This window comes from Thalassospira marina (assembly GCF_002844375.1).
In the GTDB taxonomy this organism is placed as follows: domain Bacteria; phylum Pseudomonadota; class Alphaproteobacteria; order Rhodospirillales; family Thalassospiraceae; genus Thalassospira; species Thalassospira marina.
Genome location: NZ_CP024199.1, coordinates 3,238,142 through 3,252,273, shown reverse-complemented (window position 1 = coordinate 3,252,273; position 14,132 = coordinate 3,238,142). Strand labels below are relative to the sequence as shown.

8 protein-coding genes are annotated in these 14,132 nt (G+C 53.3%); 5 read left to right on the top strand and 3 right to left on the bottom strand.

The genetic code is table 11. The annotated features are described in order from the left end of the window. The first annotated feature begins 143 nt into the window (after positions 1-143). Both CSC3H3_RS14800 and CSC3H3_RS14795 read left to right on the top strand, forming a co-directional pair. Complete coding sequence (locus CSC3H3_RS14800) at positions 144-539, top strand: response regulator transcription factor (protein ID WP_101264823.1); 396 nt, start codon at positions 144-146, stop codon at positions 537-539. Further along, entirely contained in the window at positions 536-3,538 is a 3,003-nt protein-coding gene (locus CSC3H3_RS14795) for a sensor histidine kinase (RefSeq protein WP_157831912.1), read from the top strand. Before CSC3H3_RS14800 ends, CSC3H3_RS14795 begins: the two co-directional genes overlap by 4 nt. Positions 3,539-3,660: 122 nt before the next feature. On the opposite strand, the gene CSC3H3_RS14790 is transcribed toward CSC3H3_RS14795, so the two are convergent. Continuing rightward, the gene (locus tag CSC3H3_RS14790) at positions 3,661-4,980 is read right to left on the bottom strand and encodes a diguanylate cyclase domain-containing protein (RefSeq protein WP_157831911.1); all 1,320 of its coding nucleotides are present in this window, start codon (positions 4,978-4,980) and stop codon (positions 3,661-3,663) included. A gap of 740 nt (positions 4,981-5,720) precedes the next feature. Here CSC3H3_RS14790 and CSC3H3_RS14785 point away from each other — a divergent pair. Beyond that, entirely contained in the window at positions 5,721-6,083 is a 363-nt protein-coding gene (locus CSC3H3_RS14785; protein WP_157831910.1) for a response regulator, read from the top strand. A 30-nt stretch (positions 6,084-6,113) separates the two neighbouring features. Further along, on the top strand, positions 6,114-9,104 hold the full coding sequence (locus CSC3H3_RS14780) for an ATP-binding protein (protein ID WP_172963432.1): 2,991 nt from the start codon (positions 6,114-6,116) through the stop codon (positions 9,102-9,104). Between the two features lie 99 nt (positions 9,105-9,203). On the opposite strand, the gene CSC3H3_RS14775 is transcribed toward CSC3H3_RS14780, so the two are convergent. Together CSC3H3_RS14775 and CSC3H3_RS14770 are read right to left on the bottom strand one after the other, a co-directional pair. After that, on the bottom strand, positions 9,204-10,502 hold the full coding sequence (locus CSC3H3_RS14775) for a diguanylate cyclase domain-containing protein (RefSeq protein WP_101285313.1): 1,299 nt from the start codon (positions 10,500-10,502) through the stop codon (positions 9,204-9,206). Between the two features lie 312 nt (positions 10,503-10,814). Beyond that, on the bottom strand, positions 10,815-12,065 hold the full coding sequence (locus CSC3H3_RS14770; RefSeq protein ID WP_101285312.1) for a multidrug effflux MFS transporter: 1,251 nt from the start codon (positions 12,063-12,065) through the stop codon (positions 10,815-10,817). Positions 12,066-12,329: 264 nt separating this feature from the next. Here CSC3H3_RS14770 and CSC3H3_RS14765 point away from each other — a divergent pair, with 264 nt between their 5' ends. Continuing rightward, positions 12,330-14,123: a chloride channel protein gene (locus CSC3H3_RS14765; protein ID WP_245881134.1), complete on the top strand. Its 1,794-nt coding sequence runs from the start codon at positions 12,330-12,332 to the stop codon at positions 14,121-14,123. Positions 14,124-14,132: the final 9 nt, after the last annotated feature.

Genomic DNA, 14,132 nt, shown 5'->3' with positions numbered 1-14,132 from the left:
ATCAGGGCTTCGGCTTTTTCGTGTCGTTCTGCCATTTGGGCGACATTTTACGGTTGAAAATCTCTACTTAAACCGTCATATCCATTGGTATAGTTTAATATACTTATGGTTATAATTTCGGTTGAGTTAGAGGACAGGTTTAGATGGCATCGGCGACTGTTTCGGGCATGGCAGGCAAGGTTCTTCTTGTCGAGGATGACATGCTGGTTGGTAAAACCGTATCAAGTGGCCTGAAGGCTGCGGGGTTCGAGGTCACGATGGCCTATAACGGGCTACAGGCGGTTAAGGAATTCAAGCTGCGCCGCCCCGATGTGATCATCATGGATGTGATCATGCCCGACCGTGGTGGTATTGAAACCATCGGCGATATTCGCATGATCGATGCGACCATCCCGATCATTGCGGTTTCAGGCGGTGGCCGTACGCAGAATATGGAATTTCTGGAAATTGCCAAACGGTGTGGCGCGACCGAGATTTTACCCAAACCGTTTCAGCTTCGCGCGCTTGTCGCCCTGATCCGCACGGTCCTGACATCGTGACGGGTATTCGTAACTGGCGCAGGCGGTTTTTGGGCCGGTCGCTGGATGCTGCACGGGTTTATCGCCTGGCAACCCGGCTGTTTCTGGTCGTTGTGGTGGCAATCGTGCTGCTGCGCGGCGCTTTCTATTTTCAGGCCGAAACCGGTAACCAGCGCGGCCATCTGTTAAATGTTGTCGATACCCTAAGCCACAATGCCGAATATGTGCTGGGCCATGTTGAAACATCGCTAAAGGCCACACGCCAAAGCCTGGCGGCCGATATTGCCAGTGGTAAAAACGCTTATGAGATTAACCTTAGCCTGACGCGCCAGCGCGATGTGATCGCCATTATCGACGAGATTGATATCTATAGCCGCAATGGCGAAATGCTATATGCATCGGGTGGTAGCAATTCGTTGTTTCATAATGTGCGGCAGCGTTCGGATTTCAAATATCTGAAACTGAATTCTGACCGTGATCTGTTCATTGATGGGCCTGTGCATTTTGCAGTCGAGGATGGCGTTAATGTTCGGGCCATTCATGCATCCTTGCCGCTGCATACCGCTGACGGGCGGTTTAACGGTATTATTTCGGCTACGGTCCGGCTGCCACGGATCGCCGAAATTTTCACCAGTGTCAAAATCGCCAATGATGGTTACCTCGCCATCCTGAACCGTTATGGCCGGCCGCTCGTTCAGGTGTCGTTTCGCGATGGCCGCATGCTGAAAGGCGCGCTTCTTGAAAGTGATGAAACGACGCTGATGTGCACCCAGTATCGTGACGATGCCGCCCAGGCCTTTAACGATATCGAAAATCTGGAACTGGGCGGTTACAAGCCGATTGCAACCGGGGATTTGTGCTTTGTCGTGCGCGTGCCCTATGCCACGGCCTATGGCCCGTTTTTATGGTACAGCTTTTTTGACATCCTGATTTCGATTGCGATTTCGACCGTCATTTTGCTGCTGGCACATTACAGTTTCCGCAGTTACCGGCGTGACAAGGCGTTGATTGCCTATCGGTCCTATCGCCTGCGCCGCCTGGCCGAATTTTCGACCGATATTTTAAAATGCAAAACCGTCGACGATGCCCTTCAGGCGCTTTGTACCAAAAGTGCGGAAGTGCTGGATTGTGAACGTGTTAAGATCGAAGTGCGGCGTGCGGACGGACAATTTATGCAGCAGATTGTGCAAAAGAAACGCAATGATCGCTCGCATTATAACCAGTGGCCAGACCTTGCCATTCAGGGCAGCCGGGGGCGGTTTTATCACTGGTTGGGACGCCTGTTTTTCCATGAAGATGCCCCTAATCCACAGGAAAACTCTGCCCGCCGGGGCGATTTTGGCATGCGCCTGAATGGTACGGGCGAAGTCGCCTATATTGATTTTTCGGTGGCCGGCCAACCCGAGGAAGACACCATCGGCTGGGCCATTTCCGAACAATGCAGCCACCTGGCGATGGCCGCGATTGAAAACCTGTTATTGCAGGTCAAAACCCTGGAATCTGCCGAACTGGCCCGCAAAAGCCAGATGCAGGCCGAAGTCGCCCGAACGGATGCGGTTCAAAAGGCACGCTTTTCCGAGGAAATCCTTAATTCCATTTCCGATAACTTCTTTGCGCTCGATGAACATTGGCGTTTTACCCATGTCAATCAGCAGGCGATGGAGGTTCTGGGCTTTCCGGCGGGTGAATTACTGGGCCGTTCGATTTGGGATCTGATGCCGCATTTGCGTGAAGGGTTCATTTATTCGGAATTTCACCTGGCCCGTGAAACCGGTGAAAAACGCGAATTTGAATATTATTCGGACGAGCGCGGACGCTGGTATGCGGACCGTGTCTATCCGTTTGAACGCGGCATTTCAGTATATTTTACCGATATTACCCGGCGCGTAAAAATGCAGGATGAATTGCGCCAGACCCGTAAATTAAAGGCCATTGGCACCCTGACGGCCGGTATCGCGCATGATTTCAACAATCTGCTAACCGTGGTGCAAAACAACATCGAATTGATGGCAATGAAAATGGCCGAGGATGACGACCTCGCTGAAAACCTGGAACTGTGTGAAATGGCAACCGACCGTGCGGCAAGCCTGACACGGCAGTTGTTGGCCTTTTCACGTAAACAGCCCTTAAGCCCCAAGGAAGTTGATATTGCCAGCCTGCTGGCAACGGTTCGTCAATTGCTGCAACGAACGCTGGGCAGTGAAATTGCCATTGTCATTGAAGCCGGTGATGACCTGGCCCATGCCTTTGTTGACCCGGTTCAGCTGGAAAATGCATTGATCAATCTGTCGGTCAATGCGCGTGATGCCATGCCCGAAGGTGGCACCATTTACCTGCGTGCTGAAATGGCAATGGTCGAGGATGCCACATCAAGCGATCAGCTGCGCAGTTTTGTGCGCATATCGGTGCGTGATACCGGCACCGGCATGCCAGAAGAAGTCCGAAAAGACGTGTTTGAACCCTTCTTTACCACCAAGGAAGTGGGCAAGGGCAGTGGGCTTGGCCTTAGCATGGTGCATGGCTTTGCCTATCAGTCCGGCGGGCGGGTGGAAATTGCCAGTACTGTTGGCGTGGGGACGGAGGTTATTCTTTATCTGCCGCAATTTACCGGCGCCAAACTGTTCCAGAACGAATTGCCCACCGATATCAAATCGCTGGAAGGCAAGGAACATCTGGTTGTGGTGAAGGAAAACCCGCAATTCCGCCGTTATCTGGCGGATTGGTTGCGCGGTCTGGGCTATCGGGTGGATGAATTTGGCTCCCAGCGTGATTTCCTTAAAACAGCCAGTTCCGGCTTTGTCTGTGACGGGGTAATCGCCGAATTGCTGCTGGGTGAAGAATCCGAAGTGGCCGAACATGTAGAGCAGCTTTTCCGCCTGCATGCCGGGTTAAAGGTGGTTTATCTGGTTAATGCCGGTGTCAGCCGCCCAGGCAAGGCGGCTAATGCTGCATCGGTCGATTTGCCAGCCCAGCCATCCGAAGTAGCCCGTGCCCTGCGTGGTTTGTTCGACGGGGCTTAGCGCGAATGGTTTGGGCGATTTGCCCCGTAATTTTGCCGTGATAAATAGCTGACAAACCAAAGGCCGCAGCGATGAATGCTGCGGCCTTTGATTTTGGAGTACCTTTTCCTCTTGGAACGGGATCAGGCGGACTGGTTTTGCACCATATCGGGGATGCCGAAAAAGTCATTGAAGGTCAGCTTGCGCAGCCGACCGGGGAGTTTGTTGTCATCACCCACGCCTTTGCCGCCGATATAGGTGATGCCAGCCGCCGCTGCGGCCAGGGCAAGGCTGGTGCTGCGGATATTGGTCACTGCTGTTTTCAGGTTGATATTGTTTGCTGCCGCCGCCAGTTGGTCGAACTTCTTCATCACGTCAATTTCGGGCTTGCGGTTATCGATCAGATCAAGGGTCACGCCAAATAGGTTGGCATTGCCATAGGGTTGCAGGTTGCGCACTTCCATCCCGACCTTGCAGGTAATCGCGCGGATACGGCTGTGCAAAAGCGATGTGAATTCGGCAATGCGCATGCTGGGAATGCCGACGGGCAAACCATCAATTTCCAGAATGAAAAACCGGCGGATTTGCGGCGGGATGCGGTCCAGGGCCTCAAGGTAAATGCGGCGTGTTTCCGCCCGCGACAGGGTTTCGTGATGCACCGACAGGTTACAGGCAAACAGCATGTTATGTTCAATGGCCTTGGCCATGGTTTTGCCCGCCGCCTGGATCGTTGCGATATCCAGATCAACAATGCATTCAATTTCGTCGCTGGTGCCTAAAACGTCATATCCTTCAATGATATAACCCGCGGAAACCCGGCGAATGGGAATGCAGTGATAATTGGTGATGCGCTGGTTATAAACATTCCATAGCGGCCGATAGATAAAGCTGATCGGGGCGAGCTGCGGCACCACGATATTGCTTGCATCAAGGCCGTCATCCTCGATCAGGATGCTGCCCTGCTTTTTGGTGGCAACCGGTTTTTTGCGGGCTGCGTTGGCTTTGGCGGCATCCTTTGCCCCGTTCGGGCAAAGATGTGCGGCATCATGTGCGCTGGTTAAAACCTCGGCCAGGGTCAGTTCACGAAACAGCAATTCACCGTCCACCTGTTCAACGGCGGTTTTCACGCTGATGGTTTCAAGGTCGGGTGATCCCAGAATAAACTGGTGCACCTCACTGGCGACTTTGCCAACCAGCATTTGTGCGGCTTCGTGCGACAGATTGGCAAAAACAATCAGGAACTGGTCGCCGTCATATCTGAAAAATGTATCCTGGCTGCCAAGATGGGCGGTAAGCCGGTTTTCGGCAAAATTCATTACCCGTTCCTGGACGGCTTCCCACCGGTCGCCCAGTGTTTCTTTGACCGTGTCAAAGCCCACCATGTGAATGCGACCTGCTTCAACCAGTTTGCTTTTGGCAATTATATTGGTCAGCTTGCTTTTAACAGAATCCATTTGGGACATTGGACTTTTCGGCATTGTCGTCTCTTGTTCGTGCTTCTGCTGCGATGAATGTATCTTTGTTTCCTGTGTGACCAGTCCCTGGGGACCGGCATTTCTGGATCGCGGTATGTAAAACCGGCGGTGATTCGCCTGCTTTCCCGGATCCGGGCAATGTCCCGGTGCTTATTCGGCATCAGGTCATTGTTATTTTTGCAGTTTTACGGGCTGTCTGCGGCAGCTTGCTCCTGGCCGTTATTTCATTTTTATACCTGTGATTATATATACTATCCCTACGTATAATCAATAGGTCGAGTAGTGATGAAGCGCACATAAATGCCTGCAATGCCGCGATGCGCCGTGCTGGTTTTTGGCGCTTGCCCGAAAAATCAAAGCATTATCAGTCGCCTGAATATTACGGGGTAGTTGCTGGTTTTTTGATATTTTCTGCCAGCGGCATATGCTGGGTTGGTGGCCGGTGCTGTCATGCTGCCAACTGCGTTCCTTCCTCAGTGATGCTCTGCCAAATGGCAGGGTTACGTAATTCCAAGGTTTATATTGACATCATATATCAACTAGGAGTGGTATTGTTGCCGGGACGATATCACGCATGCATATGGCAAATGCCAAAACAGACATGCGAACGAGAAGGCATGGCAAACCCGCATCTGCAGAAGAAAAAGGAGAACACATTTTAAGACCGGATAGTGCTTGTCGCCTGCCGGGTGATGGCCTGTCTGTGCACAAGAGGGGGAAGAAGGCAGATGAAAAATGTACTTCTTGTGGAAGACGACAATATGGTTCGTCAAACAATTGCCAGTGGCCTGAACACGGCGGGGTTTAATGTGCGTCTGGCTATTGATGGTAACCAGGCCATCAAATCGTTCCAGCGCAATCGCCCCGATATTGTGGTGATGGATATCATCATGCCCGACCTTGGCGGGATCGAGGCGATCCCCGAGCTTCGCAAGCTTGATGCCACCATTCCGATCATTGCCATGTCGGGCGGTGGGCGAACCCAGAATTTTGAATTTCTGGAAATCGCCAAACGCAGCGGCGCGAACGAGATTTTGCCCAAACCTTTTCGGGTGCGCATGCTGGTCGAAATCATCACCAGATTATTGTGACGCGCGACAATGGCAAAGGTGGCAACCGTTATGATGGATATGCACCGCTTTTTCGCGCGGCCCCGTAACGCGCTTCAGGCCTATAAAATTGCATCGCGGCTGTTTTTGTTTTCGCTGTGCATCGTCGTGCCGGTCAAGATCGGCTTTTATCTGTATGAAGAAGTCCATGTTCAGAAATCCCACGTTCTTGACGTGGTCGAAAGCCTGGGCCAGCACACTAATTACATTTTCGCCGATGTTGAGGCCGCACTGATTGGCATTGTGCGCAATTACGAACTGGGAACGGGGCGCGAAAAATCACCACGTGAAATTGACGAAAGGCTGGCACGTCAAAGCGACGTGTTTAGCAGCATTGATGAAATCATCGTCGTTGGTGATGACGGCAAGATGAAATATGTTTCCGACCTTGCCTTTGAACATGAACGGTCCGATTTCAGCAACCGGGTTGATTTTCTGTATCTGAAAAACAAACCGGATAGCGGCACCTATATCAGCGGTCCGGCGGTGGGCATGTTTGGGGCCTCGCGCAACCAGACAGTACTGCGCATTTCGCGTGCCATCAAAACCCCCGGAAATGATTTTGCCGGTATGATCACGGCGACCATCAGCGTGCAGCGTTTTGTTGATGCGTTTCGCAAGCTCAAGGTGGCATCGGGCGGGATCATTGAAATTTTAAACCGCAATGGCAGCCCGCTTTTCCAATATTCGATCGATGAAAAACAGCGGGTGCAGGGGCGCTATGCGGCGCATTCGGCATCTGTGCTGTTTACCGCCGATGATCGCCGGGCGCAAAAATCATCCACCTTCGATGATTTCAGCCACATGTTGCTTGGCGCCTATTTTTATGTGCCAACCGGGCAGCTTAGCCTGGTTCTCAGCACCCCTTACTGGTCGGTTTATAACCATTATCTGTCCACGATCATGGGTGATGTGCTGGTCGCGTTGATTGTGGCGGCGATTGTGCTGTCGCTGGCGCGCTACAGCTTGCAAACCTATATCCGTAGCGAAGCGCTGATCGCCCGGCAATCCCGGCGATTGCGCCATCTGGCCATGTTTTCCACTGAAATTCAAAAAAGCGATAATATCCCCGCCGCGCTGGAGGCATTGGGGGCGAACTGCGTTGAATTGCTAAACTGCCAGAAATTGCGCATCGAGGTGTCATCGGTGGATGGCAATCTGGCACATGAAGCGGTTGGTCGGTCGGAACTGCATAATCAGACCGCCTTTGAAATGGGCGGCAAGGTGACCTGGGGCGATGGCGTGGCAAAGTTTTCGTCGGGGCTTCGGCCCAGTGGCAAACGCAAACGCGCCGACCGGCAGGTTCAGGTCGAAGATTTTCATATGCATCTGTCGGGCGCGCAATTGGTGCGCCATATCGATTTTACCATTTTTGGCCTGCCCGTCGGCGATAAAATCGGCCGGGTTATTGCCCGCCAGTTTGGCGATTTGTGTTTTGTCGTGATCGAAAATCTATTGCTGGAAGGCAAGAATATCGAGGCCCTCGAAATTGCTGCCGAGGCCCGCCAGGATGCCGAACAGAAAGAACGCAATACCCGCGAAATCCTGAATTCCATTTCCGATAATTTTTTCTCGCTTGATGAAAACTGGCGTTTTACCCATGTCAATCATCAGGCCAGCGAAAGCTTTGGCGCGCCTGAAAGCGAATTAATCGGCAAGTCCTTTTGGGAACTGGTGCCCCATGCCCGTGAAACCGTGGTTTTTGCTGAATTTCACAAGGCGCGGGAAACCGGCAAAATGCGGGAATTTGAAGTTTATTCCGCAGTGCGCCACAAATGGTTTCAGAACCGTATTTTCCCGTTTGAACGGGGCATATCGGTTTATTTCCGCGACATCACAAGGCGCGTTGAAATGCAGGAAGAACTGCTTCAGGCCCAGAAATTAAAGGCGGTCGGTAGCCTGACAGGCGGTGTTGCCCATGATTTCAACAATCTGCTGACCGTCATTTTGAATAATATCGATGAACTGGCCATTCGCTTTGCCGATGATGCCGAGGCGCGGGTCAATATCGACCTGTGCGAAATGGCCGCTGAGCGTGCAACCGAACTTACTCGCCAGTTGCTGGCCTTTTCGCGCAAGCAGCCATTAACCCCGCAATCAGTTGATCTGGATATATTGTTACGCAATGTGCAGCGCCTTCTTGAACGCACCTTGGGCGAGAATATCCAGCTGGTGTGTAATGTGCCCTATGGCCTGTGCCGGGCCTATGTTGACCCCGCGCAACTTGAAACCGCGCTGATTAACCTGGCTATCAATGCGCGGGATGCCATGCCCGATGGCGGCAAAATTTCCATCACCGCAGCCAACAGCCACGGTCATAATGATGGCACCGGCAAAGAAAAGGATATGATCGCAATCCATGTTAAGGATAGCGGTACTGGTATTCCGCCAGAAATCCTTAAAAACGTGTTTGAACCGTTTTTCACCACCAAGGAAGTCGGCAAGGGCAGTGGCCTTGGGCTGAGTATGGTGCATGGTTTTGTGTATCAGTCCGGCGGCAAGCTGGAACTGCACAGCGAACCGGGCAAGGGAACCGAAATTATCCTTTATCTGCCGCGCTTCGAAAATCAGGCCCCGGTTGTGGCCCATGTGATCAATCATGACAAATTAAAGGGCGGGCCGGAAAGCCTGGCCGTGATTGTTGAAAACGCCCCCTTCCGGTTGCAACTGGTCGCGCGTTTGCGTGAACTGGGCTATGACGTGCGCGAATTTGATGGCGAACGCGATTTTATGAAAGCCCAGAGCGAGGGTGATGAATTTGATGGCATTATCGCCGAAGGTGTTCCGCGTGAAGACGAAGAGCACAGCCTGTTTCTTGATCAACTTTTCCTGCTTGATGCCGAAATGCCCGCTGTTTTGTTAACCCAGATCGAATTGCCGGTGGTACGCGAACAGGCCAAAAACGCAACATCGCTGTTAATGCCAGTCAACCCTGATGCCATAGCACGCGCCATACGTAAGGTGCTTGATAATGCCAAACCCGCCCGATCGAACTGGTTGTGATTGCGCGCATTTTGGGGAAGGCCGTGAATTGGCCGTGCAAACCAGGGCCAGCCACGGCGGGCAAGGGCGTGTTGTACCATCCCCTGCAGCTGATTCCGGTTAAAAGCCGAAATAATCCGACCATGTCATGGTAATGACGCGTCCGGGAATTTTGCGGTCATCGCGCACGCTTTTGCCGCCAATATAGGTGATGCCCGATGCCGCCGCCGCAATGGCCAGGCTGGTGGATTTGATGCCGGTAATGCAGGTTTTTAACCCGGTATTGGCCGCCGCCGCAGCGATCTGGTCGAATTTCTTCATGATCTCGCCTTCGCTTTTGCGAATATCCCCCAGATCAATCGTCACGGCAAACAGGTTGGCATTGCCATATCCCTGCAGGTTTCGGGTATCAAGCGGGATGCGGCAGCTGATCGCGCGAATACGCGCATTCAGGATCGATGTAAATTCGGCAAAGCGCACCATGGGAATACCAACGGGCAGTTCCGTCAGTTCGACGATAAAGAACCGGCGCAATTGCACGGGGATCTGATCAATCGCCTCGATATAGGCGCGGCGCGAATCATTGCGCGACATGGTTTCGTAGTGCACCGTCACATTGCAGGCAAAAACAAAACCACTATCCATCACGCGTGATAGGGTGCGTGCGGCGGTATGCAGGGTTGCGATATCAAGGTCAAGAACGGTCTCCTGCCCGTCAGTGGCATTTAAAACCGCATATTGTTCGACCGTGTAACCCGCTGCCATTCTGCGTGTTGGCACACAGCGATATGTCGTGATGCGTTTGTTTTTTACATCCCAAAGAGGGCGGAAAACAAAGGAAACTGGGGTTAATTCCGGCGGGCCGATTTCACCGGTAATATCGCCTGTATCCTCAACCAGCAGGCTGCCCTGCATTTTACCCGGCGGGGATTTTTCACGAAAGGCAGTGTTTCCGCGCGGTTTTTTGGGTGTTTCCGTTGACTGGTTGTGGGCAACGGCCAGAACTTCCGCCAGGGACAGGTCCTGAAACAGCAATTCGCCATCCACCTGCTGAACGGCGGATTTGATGGTAATGGACTGGGTATCAGGGGACCCCAAAATGAACTGATGGACTTCTTCGGCCACCTTGCCCACCAGCATTTGCGCGGCCTGATTGGAAAGGTTGGCAAAGACGATCAGGAATTCTTCATCGCCATAGCGGAAAAAGGCATCCTGGCTGCTTAAATGCTGTGTCAGGCGGTTTTCGGCATAGGTCAAAACCCGTTCACGCACGCTGACCCAGCGGTCCCCAAGGGCATCTTTTAAGGTATCAAAACCAACCATATGGATGCGCCCGGCTTCAACCAGTCTGGTCCGGGCGATAATCGCGGTCAGCTTGCTTTTGACCGTGCTGATGGATGATATGGTCGTCTTTGACATACTGCGATCTTTCCACTCTCATCGCCTGCCGGGCGAAAGATGACTGAAGATGGCGGTGTGCGCGTAAAAGCCCCTAAACCCCAAGTTGAAAGCTAATATCAATTGGCGCAAAACGTCAAGGACGTGAATTAGTTATATGTGATTAAAACAGGCTGTGCTGGTTAATGTTAAATGCCCGCTTTGGTGCGCAATCATACGAAATCAAAGGTTGATTTCGGCTTTTTCCATGCCGGAAAAGCCACCTTTAAAAGCGGCTTCAAACTTTGGGATAAGGCCCCATGACGGGTGGATTTTCCGTCATGGGGCGCGTCATTACGCCTGATGGGTGGGGTGGAACAGGCGGCCCTTTTCCGTGGCCAGAACAATCACCAGGCACAAAACGCCCAGGGCAAGATAACCCGTAACCAGCGGAATAACCGTGCCGTTAAAATTCTGGCCGACAATGGTGCCGCAAACCACACCGATCAGCGTGGTGTAAAACCCGATCAGCGAGGATGCCGTGCCAGCAATTGCGCCCAGGGGTTCCATTGCCAGTGAATTGAAATTCGGCATGGTCAGCATGAAGGCGAAATGCGCAACCGTCAGGCCAAGACCAAACATCCAAAGTGGCGGGACACCATTATAGGCAAGCGCAACCACCACATTGATGGCCCCCATCGCGATAAAAACGCACAGGCCGAAATGCGAAAGTTTGTGCATGCCGATCTTGCGCACCAGGCGCGCATTGACAAAGGACGCCACGCTCATGGCGGCTGCAATCAGGCCAAAAACCACCGGAAACCAGTCGCCCAGCTTGTAGATCGATGAATCAAATATCTGCTCGGCCGACCCGATATAGGACATCAGGCAACCAAAACACAGGCCCATGGCCGTGGCATAACCCACAGTTTGGCGGGTGGTGGCGGTAACGCCAAAATCACGGGCGATGCGGCGAATGGAAAGTTTATGCCGGTATTCCGGGTGCAGCGTTTCGGGCATGCGCAGCTTGTACCAAAGCGCAACCACCACCACGAGCAACAGCATAAACCCGAAAATCAGGTGCCAGCTGCCAAAAGACAGGATCAAACCGCCACTGGCCGGGGCAAATACCGGTACGATAATAAACACCATCATCACCAGCGACATCACGCGCGCCATGTCGCGCCCATCAAAACAGTCGCGGATGATGGTCAGGGTCAAAACACGCGGGGCCGCCGCCCCCAGCCCCTGGATAAAGCGGGCAAGCAGCAGATGTTCAAAACTGTCGGCAAAAAATGATAGTACGGTGCCAATGCTGTAAATCACCAGCCCCAGCATCAGTGTGCTTTTGCGGCCATAAACATCGGCCAGCGGGCCATAGACAATTTGCATCAGCGAAAAGCCGATCATGAAAATGAAAACCAAAAGCTGGATTTCATTGGGATCAGACAGGGCATAATCGCGCGCGATGGGGCCAAAGGCGGGTAAAAGATTGTCAATTGAAAGCGCCACCATGCCCATTGTCAGGGCCATCAGGGCGACAAATTCGGCAAAAGGCGGTATGGGGCGGGACACGGATGTACCCGTCGATTGACTGGTGGTCATTAACTGAATGTCCTGAAACGAAAGGTTCGTGCATCTGGTATGCATCTGATTTGGCTGTCAGAATGGGGCATCGCGCAGCCAAAGATCAATGATCGTTTTTTTAATTTCGCACAGATGCGCTGGCATGTATGTGAAAAAACCGCAATCTGGCGGGGGTGGGCGAAGTCTCCTGACAGATAAATTGACGGTGGTGGATGTGCAATGCGATATACTCGTCTGGGGTGTGCGCCCTGGTAGTTCCGCATGATAGGGGCAGGGGGTATTTTGGCCGAAAATTCGCTGCGAAATCCGCGCATATTTATTGGCTTGCGCCGCATGATGAAGGGCGAACAGCTTGTCCTGTCCATTCTGGCGCTGGTGGTGGGCACCATTGTGGGTGCGATGGCGATTGTCTTTCGCGAAGGACTGCTGCTGATCCAGAAGCTGGGCTATGGCTCGTCTGATGAAGCCGTGCATTATTTCCTGCAGGATTTACCATCCTGGCACCTTATTTTGGTGCCAACCTTGGGCGGACTTTTGATTGGCCTGTTTGTTTACCGTTTTATGCCTGATCGCCGCGCCCTTGGTGTGGCTGATGTGATCGATGCTGCCGCCTTCCATGACGGGCGCATGTCTGCGCGGGGCGGGCTTAAGGCTGCGCTTGTTAATGTTGCTTCACTTGGCTGTGGGGCATCTTTGGGGCGCGAGGGACCGGTTGTGCATATGGGAGCGACCATCGGCTCCTGGCTGACGCGCATTTTGCATTTGCGGCGCAGTGCCGCACGTACCCTATTGGGGTGTGGGGTGGCTTCGGCGGTAGCGGCATCCTTTAACGCCCCGCTGGCAGGCGCACTTTTTGCCCACGAGGTGGCCCTGGGTCATTATGCCCTGACGGCATTTGCGCCGATTGTTCTGGCATCGGTCAGCGGTACCATTTTAACCCGGCTTTATTTCGGCCATGACGTCGCCTTTCTGATCCCTGCGCACGAAATCGCATCTTTTCTGGAATTTCCGGCCTTTGCCCTGCTGGGTATTTGCGCTGGTATCCTTAGCATTCTTGTCGTGCGTTCCGTTGGTATCACGCAGCAATTCATTCGTGCCGCTCGCATTCCGGTCTGGGGGCGCCCGGCATTGGCGGGGCTGGCCGTGGGTGTGATGGCGGTGGGCTATCCGCAGGTGGTTGGCGTCGGGTATGGCGCCATCAACGATGCATTATACGAGGTTTATTCCTGGTCCTTGCTTAGCCAGCTTCTGGCCGTCAAGGCGGTGCTGGTGGTGATATGCCTTGCCTTTGGGTTTGGCGGCGGTGTTTTCAGCCCGGCCCTGTTTTTGGGGGCAATGCTGGGTGGTGCCTTCGGGCTGACGGCGACGGCCCTTTTGCCACATTTGTCTTCCGGTCACGGGGCCTATACGCTCGTCGGTATGGGGGCGGTGGCAGCCGCCATGCTGGGCGCGCCCATTTCAACAACCCTGATCATTTTTGAACTGACCGGCGATTACGAACTGACCATTGCGGTCATGGTGGCATCGGTCATTGCCTCCATGATTGCGGATCACGCCCAGGGCGGGTCGTTTTTTGGCTGGCAGTTGCGCCAGCGCGGGCTTAGCCATCGCTGGGGCCGCGAAGTAAACCTTTTGCGCAGTTTGAAGGTGGTCGATGTCATGTCGCGGCAATTTGCCACGGTCCTGCCGGACGAACCCCTTAGCCGCCTGCGCGAAAAGCTGATCAATGCGCCCTATGGCGAGCTGTTTGTCCTTGATGACGCTGACAAGCTTTTGGGGACCATTACGCTGGCTGATTTGCGACATGCTGCCTTCGACCCCGAAATTGGCGATGATGTTACCGCCATTCAGCTTGCAAGGGTCAAACCACCCGCCGTTTGCCGCGAAGACAGTATCGAACATGCCATTCGCCTGATGGAGCAAACTGGCGAGGAACATTTGCCCGTGGTTGCCGGTACCGAAGACCGCCTCATGATCGGCTTTGTCCATGAAAAGGATGCGATGATGGCCTATAACCGCGCGCTTCTGGAACTGCATGGCGAAGAACGCGGCGATGCCCCGCCCAAATTGTTTTAGGGGCACGCG